This is a genomic window from Bifidobacterium catenulatum subsp. kashiwanohense JCM 15439 = DSM 21854, assembly GCF_001042615.1.
GTDB classification, from domain to species: Bacteria; Actinomycetota; Actinomycetes; order Actinomycetales; family Bifidobacteriaceae; genus Bifidobacterium; species Bifidobacterium catenulatum.
The window spans coordinates 1550740-1571141 of record NZ_AP012327.1 but is presented as its reverse complement, the minus strand read 5'-3'; the positions used below and the strand labels follow the sequence as shown (position 1 = coordinate 1571141).

19 protein-coding genes and 1 other RNA gene are annotated in these 20402 nt (G+C 56.5%); 14 read left to right on the top strand and 6 right to left on the bottom strand.

The genetic code is table 11. The annotated features are described in order from the left end of the window. Positions 1-41: 41 nt before the first annotated feature. From BBKW_RS06835 to BBKW_RS06825, 3 genes are read right to left on the bottom strand one after another with little or no spacing between them, the layout of a single operon-like run. Positions 42-1331: an ABC transporter permease gene (locus BBKW_RS06835; protein ID WP_033500533.1), complete on the bottom strand. Its 1290-nt coding sequence runs from the start codon at positions 1329-1331 to the stop codon at positions 42-44. Further along, entirely contained in the window at positions 1318-2562 is a 1245-nt protein-coding gene (locus BBKW_RS06830) for an ABC transporter permease (RefSeq protein WP_033500534.1), read from the bottom strand. Before BBKW_RS06830 ends, BBKW_RS06835 begins: the two co-directional genes overlap by 14 nt. 30 nt (positions 2563-2592) lie before the next feature. Then, on the bottom strand, positions 2593-3591 hold the full coding sequence (locus BBKW_RS06825) for an ABC transporter ATP-binding protein (protein ID WP_048349528.1): 999 nt from the start codon (positions 3589-3591) through the stop codon (positions 2593-2595). Between the two features lie 234 nt (positions 3592-3825). On the opposite strand from BBKW_RS06825, the gene BBKW_RS06820 reads away from it, so the two are divergent. Next, entirely contained in the window at positions 3826-5148 is a 1323-nt protein-coding gene (locus BBKW_RS06820) for a sensor histidine kinase (protein ID WP_033500535.1), read from the top strand. Next, on the top strand, positions 5148-5807 hold the full coding sequence (locus tag BBKW_RS06815) for a response regulator transcription factor (protein WP_033500606.1): 660 nt from the start codon (positions 5148-5150) through the stop codon (positions 5805-5807). The genes BBKW_RS06820 and BBKW_RS06815 overlap by 1 nt, the downstream gene beginning before the upstream one ends. Positions 5808-5814: 7 nt before the next feature. Here the strand turns inward: BBKW_RS06815 and BBKW_RS10250 are convergent, their stop codons facing one another. Beyond that, positions 5815-6060 carry a hypothetical protein gene (locus BBKW_RS10250; protein WP_228429115.1) on the bottom strand — a complete coding sequence of 82 codons (246 nt, stop codon included), beginning with the start codon at positions 6058-6060 and terminating at the stop codon, positions 5815-5817. 298 nt (positions 6061-6358) lie between these two features. On the opposite strand from BBKW_RS10250, the gene BBKW_RS06810 reads away from it, so the two are divergent. Together BBKW_RS06810 and BBKW_RS06805 are read left to right on the top strand one after the other, a co-directional pair. Then, positions 6359-7192 (top strand): Bax inhibitor-1/YccA family protein, encoded by an 834-nt coding sequence (locus BBKW_RS06810; RefSeq protein WP_033500536.1) that lies wholly within the window; start codon positions 6359-6361, stop codon positions 7190-7192. Between the two features lie 118 nt (positions 7193-7310). Continuing rightward, positions 7311-8306 carry a DMT family transporter gene (locus BBKW_RS06805; protein ID WP_033500537.1) on the top strand — a complete coding sequence of 332 codons (996 nt, stop codon included), beginning with the start codon at positions 7311-7313 and terminating at the stop codon, positions 8304-8306. Here the strand turns inward: BBKW_RS06805 and BBKW_RS06800 are convergent. Next, positions 8293-9021 (bottom strand): GTP pyrophosphokinase, encoded by a 729-nt coding sequence (locus tag BBKW_RS06800; protein WP_033500538.1) that lies wholly within the window; start codon positions 9019-9021, stop codon positions 8293-8295. The two genes, BBKW_RS06805 and BBKW_RS06800, sit on opposite strands and share 14 nt — an antisense overlap. A 135-nt stretch (positions 9022-9156) precedes the next feature. On the opposite strand from BBKW_RS06800, the gene miaB reads away from it, so the two are divergent. The 9 genes from miaB (at position 9157) to BBKW_RS06755 (ending at position 18980) form a co-directional block, all read left to right on the top strand. Further along, entirely contained in the window at positions 9157-10611 is a 1455-nt protein-coding gene (miaB, locus tag BBKW_RS06795; RefSeq protein ID WP_033500539.1) for a tRNA (N6-isopentenyl adenosine(37)-C2)-methylthiotransferase MiaB, read from the top strand. Positions 10612-10657: 46 nt separating this feature from the next. Then, complete coding sequence (gene miaA, locus BBKW_RS06790) at positions 10658-11641, top strand: tRNA (adenosine(37)-N6)-dimethylallyltransferase MiaA (protein ID WP_033500607.1); 984 nt, start codon at positions 10658-10660, stop codon at positions 11639-11641. A 164-nt stretch (positions 11642-11805) separates the two neighbouring features. Then, positions 11806-14637, top strand: a complete 2832-nt coding sequence (locus BBKW_RS06785) for an FtsK/SpoIIIE family DNA translocase (RefSeq protein ID WP_414835664.1) — start codon at positions 11806-11808, stop codon at positions 14635-14637. A gap of 67 nt (positions 14638-14704) precedes the next feature. Then, a complete protein-coding gene (gene pgsA, locus BBKW_RS06780) occupies positions 14705-15385 on the top strand; it encodes a CDP-diacylglycerol--glycerol-3-phosphate 3-phosphatidyltransferase (protein WP_033500540.1) in 681 nt (226 codons plus the stop codon). A gap of 7 nt (positions 15386-15392) precedes the next feature. Continuing rightward, positions 15393-15959: a CinA family protein gene (locus tag BBKW_RS06775; RefSeq protein WP_033500541.1), complete on the top strand. Its 567-nt coding sequence runs from the start codon at positions 15393-15395 to the stop codon at positions 15957-15959. 60 nt (positions 15960-16019) lie between these two features. Continuing rightward, the gene (locus BBKW_RS06770; RefSeq protein WP_033500542.1) at positions 16020-16532 is read left to right on the top strand and encodes a helix-turn-helix domain-containing protein; all 513 of its coding nucleotides are present in this window, start codon (positions 16020-16022) and stop codon (positions 16530-16532) included. A gap of 90 nt (positions 16533-16622) precedes the next feature. Then, positions 16623-16856 (top strand): DUF3046 domain-containing protein, encoded by a 234-nt coding sequence (locus tag BBKW_RS06765; protein WP_034248537.1) that lies wholly within the window; start codon positions 16623-16625, stop codon positions 16854-16856. A 255-nt stretch (positions 16857-17111) separates the two neighbouring features. Next, complete coding sequence (recA, locus tag BBKW_RS06760; protein WP_033500543.1) at positions 17112-18296, top strand: recombinase RecA; 1185 nt, start codon at positions 17112-17114, stop codon at positions 18294-18296. A gap of 3 nt (positions 18297-18299) precedes the next feature. Continuing rightward, a complete protein-coding gene (locus BBKW_RS06755) occupies positions 18300-18980 on the top strand; it encodes a regulatory protein RecX (RefSeq protein ID WP_033500544.1) in 681 nt (226 codons plus the stop codon). Positions 18981-19053: 73 nt separating this feature from the next. On the opposite strand, the gene rnpB is transcribed toward BBKW_RS06755, so the two are convergent. Then, an RNA gene (gene rnpB, locus BBKW_RS09935) (RNase P RNA component class A) lies at positions 19054-19416 on the bottom strand. Between the two features lie 176 nt (positions 19417-19592). Here rnpB and hpf point away from each other — a divergent pair. Continuing rightward, positions 19593-20252 (top strand): ribosome hibernation-promoting factor, HPF/YfiA family, encoded by a 660-nt coding sequence (hpf, locus tag BBKW_RS06750; protein WP_003834414.1) that lies wholly within the window; start codon positions 19593-19595, stop codon positions 20250-20252. The last annotated feature ends 150 nt before the right edge of the window (positions 20253-20402 follow it).

The window sequence follows — 20402 nt, the reverse complement described above, 5'->3', positions numbered from 1 at the left end:
CGTGATCAGCGCAATGCTGAAGACATATGTGATCGCCTATGTTATTTGGCGAGTTGTGTGGTAGCGGGGGAGGCGAGTGTTGGCCTTGTGCGTCGGATGCGTCCAAAAGTGAGGCCAAGACAGATAAAAGTCACTCCGAACAGTGCCACCAAGCCAATGGATGATGCCCATAGGCCGATATTCACGCCGGTGGATGCTGCGGTGCCAATGCCGAACACCTGATCGATTGACGTGCAGAACCACCATCCGGGCAACAGCTTGCCGATGGTGATCATGGGATCCGGCATCATGTCCACAGGAAATGACATGCCGGAGGTGAACATGACCAGCAGGGCGAACACGTTGACGAAGCCATTCATCGCCATTTCGTTGAAGCCTGCCGATCCCAGCAGAAAGCCGCATGCGATCGCCATGAACGTGTAAGTCAGCAGCGACACGAATGACAGTCCGACATTCATGATGGTGAGTCCGTCAAGGGAGACTCTGGCCAACATCATCAGCAGGAACGTCACCGCAGTGTAGGCCACGCATACCAGCAGGCCGAACGCTCCGCATGTCAACATTTGCTGCGCTTCCAACGATACCGTGCGTGCGGGCGACGAGTAGAGTCTGCGCCTGATCTCGCTGTCGTTGAACGTGCTGACCACGAGGAACGTGTATACCGGCATGACCAGCAGCAGCGGATACAGACCGGTTTTGATGGTGCCGGCGAATGCCGACGTACCCAGCGTGGCTGTGCCTTCATCTTCGGAAGACGAAGGCACCACGGCGATATGCGATTGTTTCGTATCGTCGTTTACAACATCCAACACCGTTGTCATGGCGGTGCCGAGTTCGCGTTGCGATTGCGGCAGACCAAGATAGGAGGTACGCGTCAAAGAAAGGAATTCGTTAACTTCCAGTTGCGCGAGCGATCCAGCCCCGGAAGCATAGCTGACCACGGTATCGATGGTTGGCTGCACATCCGTGCCGCCGTCCACGTACTGTAAATAGTGCTCGGCGAAACCTTCTGGAACAATCGCAACCAAATCAACATAATTCGACGCGACAGCCTGCTGCAATGATACGGAATCGTCGTCAATGTCGACCATCTCACCATCCAAGGCGAGATAGGAACGCAACGATTCCGCCACATGGTCAGCGTTATTATCACGGTCGATCACTGCGATGCGGGCTGATTTCGGCTCATACGTCGACGCTCCGGCAGCTGAGGAGCCTCGCATGATCTGACAGCTGATGGAGAACATCATCGTGCCGGTCAACACCAAATAGATGATCACATACAATTTGCGCGCCTTGAGAACGCGCATCGCGGCTTTACAGGTGTTCATAACGCTGCCTCCTCAGCAGAACGGTCGCCACGGCAAGGCAGACCAAGCTCATTGCAGCCAGCACGCCCACCGTGGCGAGGAACGGCTGAAAACTGTCGTAATACAGAATGTCGTAGAACAGGTTCGTTACCTGCTGTGCCGGATTCAATGTGCTCAATATGGGCGCGTGCTGCGCTATCTGATCGCTTAGATCCATGGCGAACGAACCATACAAACCGGAAAACAGTGAAAGAATGCAAGCCAGAGCCATGCACAATTCCTGCTTGGCGCCTGCGGGAATACCCGGCAATGCGCCGATTAATGTGCCAAACGCGCTCGTGGCGAACGATGCCATCAAACATGCGCACAAACCGGCCCATTCACGGCCGCCAAGGGAGATCTGACAGCCGAAACGGATGTACAGCATGGCCATAGTCAGACTCAGGAACGAGCAGATCCAACTGGAAAGGAAACCGGCGAGCAACTGCTGCAATTTCGGCAGGGGAGCGACGGAACGTCGGATGCCAAGCGCCGAAAGATTCGCCTGCGCCATCGACACCGCATTCACGGCGAAACTCATGGCCATCATCGCAGCCATGCCAAGCAGCGCGTAATAGTAGCGTGCGGTGCTGCTCGGTTTGAAATTCGTCAACTGGATTTCTTTCGTGAACCCGCTTGACGATCCGATACTGCCGGTGAATGCGTCGTCCAGCAAAGCCGACGGATTATGCTGCGCGGTATTGACCACCACGTTGGTGTTGCGATTGTACAAGTCCACGATATTGCCCAATACTGTCAGGGAAATGTCCAAACTGCCGCTTGATGCCATCACATCCGTGACGGACGATTGCGTGGCCTGCGAAATGGCCAACTGCAGTTTCCCTTCGCCGTCGACTGATAGCGCGCCTTGCGCCTTCCCATCGGAAAGCAGCTGATTCGCGGCCTGCACTGAGCTGGTTTTCGTGGCCGTGATGAGCTTCGGCGTGGCACCATCATCACTGTCGGCCTTTATATGATCGCCGTCGGCATCGGACGAAATGCCGTCAACTAACGTTTGCGCGCCAGGGGAGGCGCGCCAATCGTCATTATCGACCACGACGACATCGATCGTGCGCAATTCGTAACTTTCTGCGATATTGCCGAACATGCCGTTGAACATGGTCGGCAGAATGATGGGAAAAGCGAACAGCCAGAATAGTTGCGACTTTTCCCTGAAATGAAGTTTCAGATTGACCAGCAGTGTCTGCAGCATAATGACAAACCTTTCAGATCATGGTTTCCATTAGTCGCGCAACGCGGTGCCGGTCAGCTCGAGGAACACGTCGTTCAGCGTCGGCTGCCGGGAGGAAAGATGCCCGATATTCGTGCCGTTGGTTTTCAGCAACGTCAGTACGTCAAGAAGATTGTGATCGCCTCTGCGGCAACGCACCGTCAATTCGTGACCGTCATAATCGGCGCCGACCACACATGGCAGCGATCTCAGCTCTTCCAACGTCTTCCTTGTGCCGGGCTCATCGTGAGTACCGCCCAAGTCATCGGTTTCCACGTTGATACGTTCGCCGGTGTCAATCATCGTCTTCAACTCGTCGGCAGTGCCCAATGCCAGATGCCTGCCGTGGTCCATGATGAGAATGCGGTCGCAGATCTGTTCGACCTCCTCCATGTAGTGGCTCGTGTAAATCACTGTCGCGCCTTCGCGGTTAAGCCGCTGAATGCCTTCCAGAATCGCATTGCGGCTTTGCGGGTCGACGGCAACGGTCGGCTCGTCGAAGAAAATCAGATCCGGCTTATGCGCCACACCGCATGCGATGTTCAATCGGCGAAGCAAACCTCCCGACAGTTTCGACGGACGGAACTTGCGGTAATCGCGCAAGCCCACGAAATCCAGCGCATCCTTAACCATCGCATGGCGACGAGCCCTGTCGGGAACATACAATGAGCAGAAATAATCGATATTCTCCTCAACAGTCAGCTCGTTGAACACGGCAACATTCTGAGGCACAATGCCAATGCGACGTTTCAGCGCATAACTGGTCGGGCCTATCGGTTCGCCGAACACGCGCACCGTGCCCTCATCGAACGTGAGCAACGCGAGAATGCAATTGATCGCAGTGGTCTTGCCTGAACCATTCGGGCCAAGCAAACCGAAAATCTCACCTTCACGCACGTCAAGGTCGAAATAGTCAAGCGCAAGCATATCCCCATACCGTTTGACCAGCTTCGACACCTTGACCGCGCTGCCGAAACGCTCATCAGTGGCGCGTTCCATATGCCCGTTCATAGCAACTCCTTACCTCACATGTTCCACCGCGATGGCGGCCGTTGTTCGATGATGATTCCATTTTCTCCGATGAAAGAGGAACGACACAGTGTTTGCAGTCATGAAATACGATGCGAGAGGAACAGGCAAAAGGTGACAAATGTCATCTTCGAGGCAAAGCGGGACGGTAACGACGGCATCGTGCACTACGCTGGTAAGACGTGACCACGTTGGGCGGCGACAATGGAGGATGGCATGTTGCGATTGATGTTCCAAGCCATTTTCCTGACGTTCGCGTTGATTGCGAATCTATACATGACAGGAGATGCGTCAGCCGAACTGGTATGTGGGACGTTACTGGCCATCTGTTGCGCCGCAGTGGGGGAGTATGCGCGCTCATCAGTATGGAACGCTGCCCTATTGCTGGTGTTGGACTGCGGCGCCTGCATCATGCCTTCATGGTGCGCGATGGTGCCGATCGCCGCATACAACGCAGCCATGTTGCCTGCAGCCTCACATGGCGCCGACCGGCAATACGCTATTCAACGTCAGCAAGCATCAAGACCGCACCACGTCTTGTCGAGAATCATACAGATTGTCGTGCGATGGGCGTGGCTTGCTCCTGCCGTGGCGGCGATACTTCGTTGCTACGGTGCAAGTACGAACGAAAACTCTCCAATGGTCGCCGCGCTGCTGATTCTGTACATGATATTGGGATTTGCGGTCGGCATGCTATGCGCCCGCAACATCGAACTTGCATGGCAAAACAAGAGACTCCAAGATTCCAGACGCGACCAGATACGTCGGTTGCGCTCGCAATTGGCGGAAAGCGAGGAGGATCGCGCCGCCTCGGTACGTGCGGCCACGCTTGCGGAACGTACGCGCATAGCACGGGAAATCCACGACAACGTTGGTCATATGCTCACCCGTGCCATCATGCAGTCCGAGGCGTCGCAGGTGATGGCGCAGGTTTCCGGACAGGAACAGGCGGCTCAAGGATTCGCGCAGATTCGCGACACTGTGGGCGAGGCGATGACATTGGTGCGAGGCGCGGTGCATGATCTGAAAGACGAAGGCACGGATTTCGTGGCGCAGATCGAAGCATCCGCGCATGGTTTTGATGGTTCCAGCGGAGTGAAGGTCATGTTGAGCAACGGCATTGATGCGGCTCCGGCCGCGGTGTCACGCTGTTTCGCCACGACGATTCGTGAGGCGTTGAACAATACGATCCGTCACAGTATGGCGCGCAATGTCGATATCGTTTTGCGTGATTTTCCGGCACTATGGCAGTTGCGCATACAGGATGACGGGGCCTTGTGGAGCGATGGCTCCCAGGAAAGTGACGCCAGCATGATGGGGGAGACTTCCGTCCTCATCCACCAGTTCCGCAGTGCCGTTCGCAAGGAGGCGATGCAAGGAGATACAGGTATTGGATTGGCCGATATCGAGGAACGTGCGCGCGCCCTCGGTGGCACAGCGGTGTGTGGCCCCTATCATGAAGGATGGCGGGTGTTCGTGTCCATTCCCAAAACGGACGATAGCACGGCAACGCACATGGCAACGAAGGAGAACGTATGATGCGAGTCGCAATCGTCGATGATGATTCAATCGTATGTTCGTCGCTGTCCACGATCCTCAAAGCAACAGGCACCGCCGACATCGCGTGGGTGGCCTGCGATGGCGAAACTGCGGTAGACCGATATGAAGCCGATAATCCGGACGTGCTCCTGATTGACGTGCAGATGCCGGTCATGGACGGTCTCGTTGCGTCACGTAAGATCATCGACGCCCATCCGAATGCGAAAATCCTGATCCTCACCACATTCGCGGACGAGTCGTATATTGCCAAAGCGCTGGAAATCGGCACCAAAGGCTATTTGATCAAACAGGATGTCTCATCGGTAATTCCCGCAGTGCAGTCGGTGATGGCAGGGCAGGTCGTCATGGGGGCACAGGTGCTGCAGAAACTGCATGTCGGCAATGCCAGTCCAGCATGGAACGACGTTTCACAAGCGTATAAGAGCGAAGCGGTTCAGTTTCCGGGCCGTTTCGCGAATCTCACCGAACGGGAGCGTGACGTGCTGCAACTGGTCGCCGAAGGCTACGACAATCGGGAGATTGCCGCGAAACTGTTCTTAAGCGAAGGTACGGTACGCAATCGCATCAGCGACATTCTCGCGAAAACCAACATCACGAATCGAACGAAGCTTGCCGTCGAATGGCTGGCCTGCCAATAAGCGACCGTCAGTAAATGACCGCTGGCCAATGGCACCCACATCCATGCGCAGCTTGCCTTCCGCTGTGACGCGCCACCCAACGTTCGCCCTTGCGAGGCCGATCCCGCACTAGCGTCTCGCCGGGAATAAGCAGACCTGCCTCAAGTACTTGCGCGATGGACACACGTTTGGATGTCGGCGAGATGGACGTATCCTTAACGCTCAACGATTCCTCGCTGAGCGTGGACAGATCATTGCGTTGCTCTGGGTTCAAGTGTGCGAGTGTGTGATGGCATAGTCGTGACGGCAGATCGGCGCGTTTATGTGCTTAAAGACGATTCCGAAGTCACCGTAGACGTGACGAACCTTCTCGATTCCAGCGACACCGCCAAAGTGACGTACAAGTTCGCCATCTGACATGGCATGTCCCAGTCTTTCACGTCCGGAACACTTCCCGTGTCGAACGTGAAACCTATGCAGGCCTTGAAGAAAATACGAGATTAAGCCAATATTCATGAAATCGTCAGGAAAATGCCGTATCGTGATGCGCAATCGAGCAAAAAGGAGCGATTATGGCATTCGGTCAGCAGCCCCAAGGCAACAACGCCCAGAATAACGGCTTCAACAATCAATACCAGTACAACCAACAGTACGACCAGTACAATGCGCAGCCGCAATACGCCTACGCGCCGAATGGTACCGCCGCAGTCAACGTGCAGGCCACCTATTCCTACGAGCAGGCCGAACGCAGTTCCATCAACAGCGCATACACGCACATGACCCTCGGTTTGATCGTCACCGCCGTGGTCGCCATCGTCACCCAAATGAGCGGCGCGTACCTGGCACTCGTCCAAACCACGGGCATCATCGGCATCTTCGCCCCCGCCGTCATTGAAATCGTGCTTGCCATCTACCTTGGCGCGCGCATCCATAAAATGAAGGTCTCCACCGCATACGTCATGTTCTACGTGTATGCGGCGCTCATGGGCTTCACCCTCAGCACCATCTTCATGGCCTACGATCTTGGTACCATCGGCATTTCCCTCGCATTGTGCGCCGGCTTCTTCTTCGCGCTCACCATGTTCGGACGCACCACCAAGATCAACATGCTCAAGGCCGGCCCCATCCTTTTCGTCGGCCTCATCGTGCTTATCATCGCCGAAGTGATTCTCATGATCTTCGCCCCCGGCAACACCACCCTCATGATCGTCTCCGCCATCGGCCTCCTGCTTTTCGCTGGTATGACCGTCTACGACGCCCAAGCCACCCGCGCCATGCTTGAACAGTATTCCGCCCAAGGACCCGAAATGGTCAAGAAGGTTTCCATCCTTTGCGCGCTGAATCTGTATTTGGATTTCGTGAACATGTTCATGTATATTCTCCAGCTCCTCGGCAATCGCGACTGAAATCCAAATGACGGAGCGTTCCCGGCATTGCTCCTCGGTCAACGTAACGGATAAAGCCTGACCAGAATGTGGTCAGGCTTTATCCGTTAGTAAAAGACATGCTTTACGGTGGGTGCTCATGCAAAGAAAAGAGATTGGCGGCATGGCGTGCCTCGTACTGGCGGCCCTCATTTGGGGATTCGCATTCGTGTCGCAAGTGCAAGGCATGGACTCCACAACACCGCTGTTCTTCGGAGCTACCCGATTCACCCTCGGGTCCATTTCGTTGATACCGTTGCTTTGGTTTCGCCGCAACACCATAGCGGAACAAGAGCATAAACGCCGTGAAACCCAGGGAAAACCGTCCATCACCCTCGGCAACGGCGCAATCGTTGCTATGCCGAAATGGACCGGCAATCCCATCGTGGTCAGCATCACCTGCGGAATCGTGCTTTTCACCGCAAGTACCGTCCAACAATACGGCATTCTTTACTCTGGGTCGGCGGGACGATCCGGCTTCATCACCGCGCTATACATCGTTATGACTCCGCTGCTTGCCTTCGTTATACTGCGTCGACGAGTGCACCTCAGCGTCATCATCAGCGTCGCCATCTCCGTTATCGGCTTCTACCTGCTGTGCGTCACCGACGGATTCGGATCCATCACCCTGGCGGACATGGTGCTGCTGTTCACCGCGGTCCTCTTCGCGGGGCACATCCTCGTCATAGACACCTTCGGGCGAGGCATGGACCCCATCCTGCTTTCATTCGGGCAGATCACCACCACCGCGATCCTCAGCTGGATTGGCTCTATCATCGAAGGATCCATCGACTGGGCCGGTGCCGCGCAAAGCTGGATCGCCATCGTCTACGCGGGCGTCTGCTCCGCTGGCGTAGCCTATACGCTTCAGGTCGTAGGGCAACAACTTGTGCCCCCGACCAGAGCGTCCGTGATCATGTCGCTCGAATCGTTCTTCTCCGCGGTCGGCGGCGCACTCCTGCTTGGCGAGATCATGACCACCCGAGCCTACATCGGCTGCGCGCTCATCTTCGCCGGCACCATACTCGCCCAGCTGCCCATCGACCAGCTTCTGCACGCGGTCAAATGCAGGCAGACGGACATCAATCGGCCTTAGGAGCCTCTCCAACCCGAGGCGCGCCATTAATGTCGCGGTGGATGTTCTGCATCTGCGTTTCGATATTCTGCAGACTTCTCGCGCAATCAAGCAGCGTTTGCGAATGTTCCGACAGTTTTGTGTCAGGCAGATCCGTCTTATAGCGCAGCGCGTGCTCCAAACTCGCCCAATAATCCATGGCGATAGTGCGGAACTGCACTTCCACAGGCGTGTAATGCGGTCCGGAAGACAGAAAAACAGGTACCGCGTAAATCACATGCAGCGAACGGTAACCATTCTGCTTCGGATTCTTGATGTAATCCTTCACGCGCAACACCTGAATATCGTTCTGGGCAGACAGATAATTCGATACTGAATACACGTCATCGCGATAATTGCAGATCACACGAATGCCGGCCACGTCAAACAGATTATCTTTGACCGACTCCACTGTCAGCGGCAGCTCCTTACGTTTCAACTTGCCGAGAATGGAATTGACGGACTTCAACCTGCGTTCCATATGATGGATGGGGTTATGGGAGAAACGCACCTGGAATTCGGAATCAAGAATCTCCAACTTGGTGCTAATCTCATACATCGCACCCTCGTACACCTGCATCTGATCGATGAATTCGGTGATCTGATCGGATGGCAACGGACCGTCGTCGAAACTTACCGATTTCAATCGCGCTTGCAGCTCGCTGGTATTGATGCGGCTTTGTCTATCAAGTATCACGGTTCCATAGTGTACCCAAAAGGAGCATAGGAAACTGAAAAAGCGCTGAAAAAAAAACGTTATCCCTTCAATCCGTCAACATGCCACGCATAGTACGGCGCGTGCTGGGAATCCCTGCCGATAGCATGGAACACTATGAACGAAGACATGATGACCGAGGCGGAGCGCGCCTCGAAACTTGCGGAACCCACCATGGGAGACACCGCCACGCGAGGCAAAGGCGTGTTCTATGTGCACACCCTCGGATGCCAGATGAACGTGCACGATTCCGAACGTATCTCAGGCGTGCTTGAAGCGGACGGCTACGTGCCCGCCACCGAAGAGCAATACCTCGACCATGACGTGGATCTCATCGTCATGAACACGTGCGCGGTGCGAGAAAACGCGGCGGAGCGCATGTACGGTACCATCGGTCTGTGGGCCGAAAGGAAGCGCCAGCGCCCGAACCTGCAGATCGCCGTCGGCGGCTGTATGGCGCAGCTCGACCGTGAGAAAATCGCAAAAAAAGCGCCATGGGTCGACGCCGTGTTCGGTACGAAGAACATCGGTTCACTGCCGCAGCTGCTCGATCAGGCACGTATCGAAGGTCACGCCCAGGTCAAGGTCAAAGAGGAACTCAATTACTTCCCAAGCCAGCTTCCCACCGACCGTGCGTCGAAGGTGTCAAGCTGGGTGGCCATCTCCGTCGGATGCAACAACACCTGCACATTCTGCATCGTGCCTACCACCCGAGGCAAGGAACATGATCGTCGCCCGGGAGACATTCTTGCCGAAATCCGCCAGTGCGTGGACGAAGGAGCCAAGGAAGTCACGCTGCTCGGCCAGAACGTGAACTCGTTCGGTTACGGCATCGGCGACCGTTTCGCCTTCTCCAAGCTACTACGCGCATGCGGTGAGATCGAAGGATTGGAGCGCGTGCGATTCACTTCGCCGCATCCCGCCGCCTTTACCGACGACGTGATCGCAGCCATGGCCGAAACGCCCAATGTCATGCACCAGCTGCACTTCCCGCTGCAGTCCGGATCCGACCGAATCCTGCGCGCCATGCGCCGTTCGTATCGTTCCGCGAAGTTCCTTGACATTCTGCGCAAAATCCGTGAGGCCATGCCGGATGCGCAGATCTCCACCGACATCATCGTCGGTTTCCCGGGGGAAACCGAAGAGGACTTCCAAGAAACTCTGCGCGTGGTGGAGGAGGCGAGATTCGCGTCCGCATTCACCTTCATCTATTCACCGCGCCCAGGCACTCCGGCCGCTGAAATGGAGCAGGTGCCGCACGATGTGGTCCAAGACCGGTTCGAACGACTCGTGGCATTGCAGGAACGCATCACCGAAGAAAATCTCAAAACCTTCGAAGGCCGTGACGTCGAAGTGATGGTCACCGGCGCATCCGGCAAGAAGGACGCCGCGACCCATCGCGTCACCGGGCGCGAAAAAACCGGCGTGCTCGTGCATGTCGGTGTGCCCGAAGGCGAGCCGATGCCGCAGGTAGGCGATTTCGTGACCGCCACCATCACCCATGCGGGACGTCACAACCTCATTGCCGATCCCGATCTGAAGGCGGGGCAGACCTATGCCGTTCGACACTGAGCAGACCTCTGAGAAAACAGGCAAAACAAGGGACGCCGATCCTGCCATGCAGCGTAAGGTTGTGTCCATTGTTGGACCAACCGCATCCGGCAAAACCGGGTTGGGCATTGCCATCGCCAAAGCGTTGGCGTGCAAAGGCGAACAGGCGGAAATCATCAACGCCGACGCATACCAGATGTATCGGGGCATGGATATCGGCACGGCCAAAGCGAGCACGGAAGAGCAGGCGCAGGTCAGACATCATCTCATCGATATAATCGAACCGGACGATGCCATGTCCGTGGCGCGGTTCCAAGAGCTCGCCCGCGAGAAAATAGCCGAACTACAGGCCAGGGGAGTGCGTCCTATCCTTGTTGGAGGTTCCGGCCTGTACGCACGGGCGGCCATCGACGACATCTCCTTCCCCGGCACCGACCCGCAAGTGCGCAAGGCGCTTGAGGAACGGGAGAAAGCCGAAGGCGCGGGCGCGCTGTTCGACGAGCTGAAGGTTAAGGATCCCGAAGCGGCGGCGCGCATGGATCCGCACAATCCGAGACGAACCATCCGCGCGCTGGAAGTCATCGAAGTGACGGGACGCCCCTATTCGGCAAGCCTTCCGCATTATCGGTACGTCATTCCCACTGTGCAAATCGGTCTCGATCTGCCCCGTGAGGAACTGGACCGTCGTATCGACATCCGCACCAAGCAGATGCTTGAAGGCGGATTCATCGAAGAAGTGGAGCGCATACGTCCCAAACTGGGCATCACCGCGGCCAAAGCGCTCGGTTACCAGCAGGTCGTCGACTATTTGGACGGGTTGCGCGACCTGAACGACACGTTCATGGACATCGCGCAGAAAACGAAGCGTCTGGCACGCAAGCAGATGGGATGGTTCGGTCGTGACCCGCGCATCCACTGGCTCCAAGCGCTCAATCCGGCACTGCTAGGCAATGCGATGGCCATCATCGAACATGCCGATGCAGGTGCCTACGACGCCATAGACGCGCAGGCGGACGCCTACACCCAGCATCATCTCGGAGACCTCGCCTGAAATGAAAACCCCGCTGCCGTATTCGTCGAAGCTTTCCACCTTATCCACGGTCTTCTCCGACTTGGCACCCAGCTTGACGGTGACGATCTTGGCGGAATCCAATCAGTGAAATTGCGTGTTCACTTAAGTTAGAAAATGTGTGCGATTCGAGGAAATGTCATGTCATGGCGCATCCCATGGGTAAAATCATGACCGTTATGGCACGAACAGCATCTTCCAACACGAAATCCAGTGGCAAAAGGTCCGCGGGCAAAGCCCGTTCCGGCGAGACCAAGGTCATGGACGCGGTCGAACCATCGCCAGTGATGGGCGTCTTGACCAAGTACAGGCGCGACATTGCATGTTTTGTTCTGGTGATTCTCGCGGTACTGTTCTGCGCTTCGGAATGGTTCCGGGTGCAAGGTGCATTCGGTCAGGTGCTCCATGCCATGGCCTCCGGATTGTTTGGCCTGATGAGCGTCATTCTGCCGGTTTTCCTAATGCTAGTGGTGTTCAGCCTTATGCATAAGACCCAGCGCAAAAGCGACAATGCGCGTATGGCTACGGGATGGTCCATGATCTTGTGGTCCATCTGTTCCATACTTGACGCGGCACTTGCATCCGACATCCAAGGTTTCGATATGGCGTTGCTGCAGAAAGCGGGAGGATTGCTCGGCTACGTGCTTGGTTGCCCGTTGGCATGGGGGCTTTCCAAAGCGTTCGCCATCGTTATTTTCGTGGTCGTCATTCTGTTTTCGCTGTTGATGATCACCCATACGCGGGTTGATGAGATTCCCGACAAGGTGTGCTCGTTAATGTCCCGTTTTGGTTTCAGTGCAAATAAGACGGGCGATGACGAGACCGAGCAATTCCCGAATGAGGTGCGCATCGGAGATGCCACGCTGTCCTTTGCCGAGGGGGTGCCGGCGCATGATGGGACCGACAATGCGGCAGCCGAAGAGAAGAAGCCGATGCTGCTTTCTCGCTTAAGGCAGTTGATATCATCAAAAACCAAGAAGCAGGGCGCTCAGGACGGACTCGAATACTATGACGGCGATGAGGCGTTTCGCAATGCCGCCGAACGACATGGCGAAACGGCGGAAACCATGCTTGACGAACCATATCAGAGCGTTTCGCAGCCGCGCAGCATTTCATCCGGCGAACATTCCGCTCAGGATTCTGGCGGAACCGTCGTCATGCCTCAGATGCCTGTGGCGCGTTCCCTTTCGTCAGATCCAATCGGAACTGCAAGCGGCACCATGCCGCAAATTCCAGAAACCGTCCCCGCGATGGTTGGAGCGGTACCATCCAGTGAAATCAAGTCAGTCGGCGTGGCCGCGGACGATCCGTGGGCGGTCATCGATGAGAACGGCACATCCAATGGAACGCAGGTTATGGTCGATGCGGCGACCAACGAGGTCGTAAACGATCTGAATGGCGGCGTGAGCGAAGAAGGCGTTTCCGATGAATCCGACGGGATTCCGGAAGGCCCATACCATCTACCTGACCTCGGCATGCTAAAGCAAGGTGCGCCGCACGCCGTGCACACGCCGGAGAACGATCGTGTGATTCGTGCGCTTACGGTCACCTTCCAGCAATTCAATGTCGATGCCAAAGTTATCGGCTTCCTGCGAGGCCCATCCGTGACCATGTACGAGGTGGAGCTTGGTCCTGGCGTGAAAGTGGAGAAGGTTACCAATCTGCAGAAAAACATCGCCTACGCGGTGGCCAGCTCCGACGTACGCATTCTGTCGGTGATCGAAGGCAAATCCGCCATCGGCATCGAAATACCGAACACCGACCGTGAAACCGTGGTACTTGGCGACGTGCTTCGCTCGGACAAGGCAAGGAATGATCCAAACCCGATGCTCACAGGCGTGGGTAAGGATGTGGAAGGCCATTTTGTAACGGCTGACCTCACCAAGATGCCGCATCTTCTGGTGGCAGGCGCCACTGGTTCCGGTAAGTCCAGTTTTATCAACTCCATGCTGACATCTGTGATCATGAGGGCGACGCCTGACCAAGTGCGCATGATCATGGTTGATCCGAAACGAGTGGAACTGTCGGCATACGCGGGCATCCCGCATCTGCTCACGCCGATCATCACCGATCCGAAGAAGGCCGCGCAGGCGCTTGAATGGGTGGTCAAGGAGATGGATGCTCGCTACAGCGATCTTGAATTCTTCGGATTCCGCCACATCAAGGATTTCAATGCGGCCGTGCGTGCGGGCAAAGTGCATGCGCCGGCCGGGTCGAAGCGGAAGGTTGCCCCATATCCGTACATCCTGGTGGTCGTCGACGAGATGGCCGATTTGATGATGGTGGCCAAGAACGATGTGGAAAGCTCCATCCAGCGCATTACGCAGCTGGCACGAGCGGCAGGTGTGCATCTGGTGCTTGCCACCCAGCGTCCGTCGGTTGATGTGGTCACCGGTCTGATCAAGGCGAATATTCCTTCACGACTTGCTTTTGCGACCTCGTCCGCCACGGATTCTCGAGTCATCCTCGATTCCACCGGAGCGGAAACCCTGATCGGGCAGGGCGATGCGCTGTTCCTGCCGATGGGACAGGCCAAACCGTTGCGTGTGCAGGGTGCATGGGTCGACGAATCGGAAATCCGTCGTGCGGTGGAGTTCGTGCGCACCCAACGTAAGCCGCATTACCGCGAGGATATCGAGGAAATGGCTAAGGAAGCCGACAAGAAGGCCATCGAACCGGATGAAGATATCGGCGGCGATATGGACGTGCTGTTGCAGGCGGCGGAACTGGTGGTCACATCGCAGTTCGGCTCGACGTCCATGTTGCAGCGCAAGCTGCGCGTCGGGTTCGCCAAGGCGGGACGTCTCATGGATCTGCTGGAGTCGCGTGGCGTCGTGGGGCCGTCCGAAGGGTCCAAGGCGCGCGAGGTGTTGGTGCAGCCCCAGGACCTGCCGCAGGTGCTCGCCTTCATCAAGGGCGAGACTTCGTCGCTGAATTCGGGAGCTTCTTCGACAGCGGATTCCGAAGTGGCGATGTGACTGGGGAACGCTCCGTATGAAACGCAAATTTGTAAGCAAGTAGAAGTGTCAGGGTAACGTGAACGGTATGGAAAAGCAAGAAGAACGCAAATCATCGTTGCTTGACGGTTGGAACGCGCCGCCGAACCTTGTCACCTTCTCTCGTATCATCTTGGTCATCGTGTTTTTGGCGCTGTACGCCAAAGCCGGCGCGTGGGGCGTGGACAACGTCACCATGCGTTGGGTTGCCGCGGTCATTTTCATCGTCGCGGCCTGCACCGATAAGCTTGACGGTTGGATGGCCCGCAAATACAACCAGGTCACTGAACTTGGCAAGCTGATGGACCCGATTGCCGACAAACTGCTCACCTGCGGCACACTGATTGTTGCCGCCATCTTCAACGAATTCGTCAATCCAGTGCTGGGCTGGGTCGTGACCGCCCTGTTCCTGATTCGTGAGATCGGCATCACCGTCATGCGCTTCTTTGTGATCGACACGGGCGGCAAGGTCATCGCCGCGTCCCAGGCAGGCAAGTACAAGACGCTCTGCCAGTGCATCGGTCTGGCCATGTTGATGCTGCCTATGTGGAGCTTGGCTCCGAAAGGGTTAGGCGACACCCCGATGTGGATGACCGTCTACTACATCATCACGTATGCGCTGATTTATCTTGCGCTGATTCTCTGCCTGTATTCCGGCGGCGAGTATCTGGTTAATACTTTCGGCGGTCGTAAAAAGCCCGCAGGCAAGACCGGAAAAGAAACCAAGTAGGGTATTCATGATTGAATCCTTGAACCAGACGGCTGCCGCCAACCAATCGCAATGCGATGAATTGGCTGCGGCCGTTCTTGCATATTGCGAGACCAATCGTTTCAAAATCGCGGCAGCCGAGTCGTTGACGGGAGGCTTGCTGGCCGATGCTTTCGTGCGTGTGCCGGGGGCGTCGAAAGTGTTTCTTGGCTCCGCTGTGACATACGACATTCGTGCCAAGGCGTCGATTCTTGGTGTGGATGCCGAGTTGTTGCGCCGAGAGGGGGCCGTTCATCCCGAAGTGGCGCGCCAGATGGCTTTCGGAACGGCGAGGCTGTACCGGCAGCAGGAGGACGGCGATCGTGTCGTCGGATTGTCGACCACCGGTGTGGCGGGTCCTGGACCTGACGGAGACAAGTCTGCGGGACTTGCCTACGTCGGCTGTTCCCTGCCGGGCGGGTTTGGATCTGTTCGCTCTAGGCGAACGGAGGCTTTCGAACTTCGCCTGCAGGGAGATAGGGAAGGCGTACGGCGTGGCGTCGTGTATTGCATTCTGCAAAAACTGAGGGAGCTTTCAGTGGATTCACAGGAATAATCCACAAAGATGAGTGTTGACCATAGTGGACAGACGTACGCACGAAAAAGGGGCTGATGAATGGAAATGATGACACTCACCAAAGAACAGCGGGAACTCAAGGCTATGGCCCCTGCGACCGCGCAGGCTGCCGGGGCTCGTGTCAGGGAGCTCACGCCGGCTCAGAGGCGCGCGGTGATGTTCGCGCAGCAGCAGGTGCTCCGTGCGCGTGCGGCCAAGAAAGCCAAGGACGAGCGTCAGGCCGCGTTGACGCGAATGTGGCAGGAAGAGGACTCCGAGCGTGTGCGCGCGCATGCCGTGCAGCATGCTTCAGAGCAGTCTGATGAGGCTAAGGAGGTTTCGTTGCGCGAAGCCATCGGCCATGTGCTGCGTGACCTGCGAACGCGAGACCACAAGACGCTTCGCGAGGTCAGCGAAAAGGCCGGTGTGTCGCTGGGATACCTTTCCGAAGTGGAACGCGGGCAGAAGGAGGCCAGTTCCGAGCTGCTGTCGTCCATCGCGCAGTCTTTGGGGCTGTCCACAGCCCAGATGCTTCGCATGGTGGCTGACTATCTTGATTCCGTGACTGCCTGATTCGTGAAATATGGCATGATGACGCCCGGCGATTGTTCGCCGGGCGTTTCTCTTTTCTCATATAAATCAAGTCTGTGTACACTGGGGCGCGTGCAGGAACGTGAATTTTGGCAGTTGCTTGAGGAAGTGCTCGGACGCAGCTACGGTCGATCGTTGGCGCGTGATCAGGTGCTTGATCGCCTTGGCGGTATGACGGTGGTCGACGCGCTCAGTGCAGGTGAGGAGCCTCGAGTGGTGTGGAATGTGCTCTGCGACCAGATGGGTATCCCGGATTCCCAACGTTGGGGCAAAGATCATAACGCGCCTCCCATGCCGGTTCGTTGAGCCTTTTTCGAACACAACACACCTCTTCGAACAGATGTTCGCATATTGGGATATAGTTATCCACAGACAACAACCTAAACGGGCTGTTTCCAAATTCTTCAGGTCGCGTGAGAACGTTGATTTTTCAAGGAATGTTGGTTTATGACTCGTTGGATCGCATGTCTTCCGACCACAGCGGTCGTTGGATTTGCAAGAACGAATACTGTGGCCTTACGGTGAAGCCACCATTCGTCATAGTCGGCAAAAGGAGTAGTCATGGCACAGACGAGCACGGCAAAGGGAGCCGCACAGAACAAGTCCGCGAACGGCATCGACCCGCGTCGTCAGGCCGCGCTCGATACGGCGCTTGCGCAGGTCGAGAAGAGTTTCGGCAAAGGGTCGGCCATGCGATTAGGCGATCGTCCTGAGCAGGATGTTGAGGTGATTCCAACCGGATCGCTAGCGTTGGATATGGCATTGGGCATCGGAGGTTTGCCGAAGGGCCGTATTGTGGAGATCTATGGCCCGGAATCCTCCGGCAAGACCACGCTGGCGCTGCATGTGGTGGCCAATGCCCAGAAAAGCGGTGGGGTCGCCGCGTTCATCGATGCGGAGCATGCGCTTGATCCTGTCTATGCGCGCAAGCTTGGCGTCGACACGGATTCGCTGATCGTCTCCCAGCCCGATAACGGCGAACAGGCGCTGGAGATCGCGGATATGCTGATTCGTTCCGGTGCGCTTGACGTGATTGTCATCGATTCCGTGGCGGCATTGGTGCCGAAGGCCGAAATCGAAGGTGAAATGGGCGACAGTCACGTCGGTTTGCAGGCGCGACTGATGAGCCAGGCATTGCGTAAGATGACTGGCGCTTTGGCTCAGGCAGGTACCACGGCCATCTTCATCAATCAGCTCCGTGAGAAGATCGGCGTGTTCTTTGGCAATCCGGAAACGACCACCGGTGGCAAGGCGTTGAAGTTCTACTCGTCCGTCCGCATGGATATTCGTCGCATCCAGACCATCAAGAACGGCGACGAGGCTGTGGGCAACCGTACCAAGGTCAAGGTCGTCAAGAACAAGATGGCTCCACCGTTCAAGACTGCTGAGTTCGACGTGCTGTACGGCGAGGGGATTTCCAAAGAAGGATCTGTGCTTGACATGGCGTTGCAGGTCAATGTCGTGAAGAAGTCCGGATCGTGGTTCACGTATGATGGCGACCAACTGGGGCAGGGGCGTGAGAACGTGCGTCAGTTCCTCAAAGACAACCCGGAGCTTACTGCAGAGATTGAGAATAAGGTGAAAGCCGAATTCGGACTCATTGAGCCTACTGACCAATTCGCCGAGGATGGTGACGATGTGTCGGCGAAGGATGTGAAAGGCGAGGAAAAGGCGAAAGCTGATGCTGCCAAGCCGGAAACGGCTAAGGGCGCGGCAAAGTCTTCCAAGCCTGCCGACAAGGCATGACATATGATCAGTGCCGAGCGATTTCTTGAACAGCAGGACCTCCAGCCGGTATTGTCCGAGGCTGGGGGCTCTGCCCTTTCCCATGGCGGGCGACTGCAGGACGGCCGAATCAAATCCGGCTGCGGACAGGTTTTGTGCAATGATGAAGAAAACACGCCGAAGCGTTCGCGACACGCGCGACACGCAGGGCGTGTCGTGGCCGGCGTGTCGCGAACGCCTGACGATCCGAATGATCTGGATGCGTGCAGGGAGGCCGCCCTCCGGTTGCTTGATGCGGCACCGCGTCCGTCAGGTGCGATGAGAGAGCGACTTGTTGGCAAAGGGTACGTTCCTGAAGTAGTGGACGATGTGATTGCCAGACTGATTAGGGTTCGTCTCATCGACGACGAGGCGTACGCTCAGTCCGCGGTGCGGTACTGCGCATCACGACTGATGGGTCATAGGGGAGCGGTTATGGAGCTCAAACGAAAAGGTGTGGACCGTCAGCTTGCGCAACGTGTGTGCGATGAAGCCGAATCCCAAGGCGTGTTCGTCGAGGCTGCATGGGAGCTAGGACGTCGGACAGCAAGAAAAACTGCTGGGTTGGATGTCGAAGTGCGTAAAAGACGGTTCTGGAGTGCTGGTGGGCGGAAAGGCCATGATCCTGAAGTTTTGCGAGAAATCGCACAGGAATTGTTCGCCTGAAACGGCTGATTCGCGTAGTGGCTATGCGGTTTTCAGACACTGTTTCACCACAGGGGCCGGTCGGGGTGGTAAGAGAGTGAGACCTCTTATACCCCGGGTTCTGTCGTGCCTCAGGCACGGATGGCCATCCATCTCGACCTGACGTTGCCGCCAGGCTCTAGCAGCCTACCCGAAGGCTTCGGGCGAGCAGCCCTCAAACGCCTTCTGCTTGGCCTTGCTCCCGATGAGGCTTGCCATGCGGCCGACTGTTACCAGCGGCCCGGTGGTCTCTTACACCGCCGTTTCACCCTTACCTATCGGTCGAAACCGATAGGCGGTCTGTTCTCTGCTGCGCTATCTCTCAGGTCGCCCTGGGCGGACGTTATCCGCCATCGTGCTCTATGGAGCCCGGAAGTTCCTCAACCGACGAATCGGTCGCGGCCATCAAGAGGTCTCAAACTCACTATGATAGCAAGAAAACGGACGAAAGGAAAATCAAAAAACTTTATTTTTCTTGCATCAACTTTTCAGTGAAATCACAATGTTGCGGCTACAATGATGACTACCGAACAGCGAAGCAGCTGTTTGGTCCGTATATAGCGGGTAACACCGCTTGAGTCTAGGGAGGTCCACATGGAAATCGTCGTTACCGGACGTCATACGCAGATCAAGCAAAGGTTCCGTGACGTTGTCGAAAGCAAGATGAATCGTGTGACCGCTATCGCCCCGGATGCGCAGCGTGTTCAGATTGTGCTGTCGCATGAGGGCAATCCGCGTCAGGCCGATACTGCCAAGCGCGTTGAGATCACTGTCATCGCAGGTCGTACCGTGGTGCGTGCCGAGGCTTCAAGCGCCGACGAGTTCAGCGCTTTGGACATGGCTCTCGACAAGCTGACTCTCCGTCTGCGTCGCACCCGTGATCGTCGCAAGGATCATCGTCGTGGCTACAGCGATCCGGTTCCGGTCGATCTTGGCGTCGTCGAGCCGACTCCGGAAGTCGAGGAGCCGGTCGAAGAGCCGAATAACAGTCCGGCCGACGCTGTCGCCGCTGAGCTGGGTCCGGGTGAGTCCGTCGAGGTCCAGGTAGGCGACACTCCGATTGTCATCCGTCGCAAGCTGCATATCGCGGAGCCGATGACCATCGATGAGGCGCTGTATGAGATGGAGCTGATCGGACATGACTTCTTCCTGTTCGTGAACAAGGAGACCGGTCGTCCGTCCGTCGTCTACCATCGTCACGGTTGGAGCTATGGCGTCTTCGAGATCGACACCCCGGAGAATGTGGCGAAGTAAGACATGCAACGTGGTTGGATAGGGAGATAATCTGACCGAATGGGGCCCGCACAGTGTATGTGTGGGCCTCTTTTCATGACTGCAGACGGTATGTCGAATGGTAGAAAGCTGCAACACGCTGAAAGTTACGTAAAATGGACGGTGTTTTTC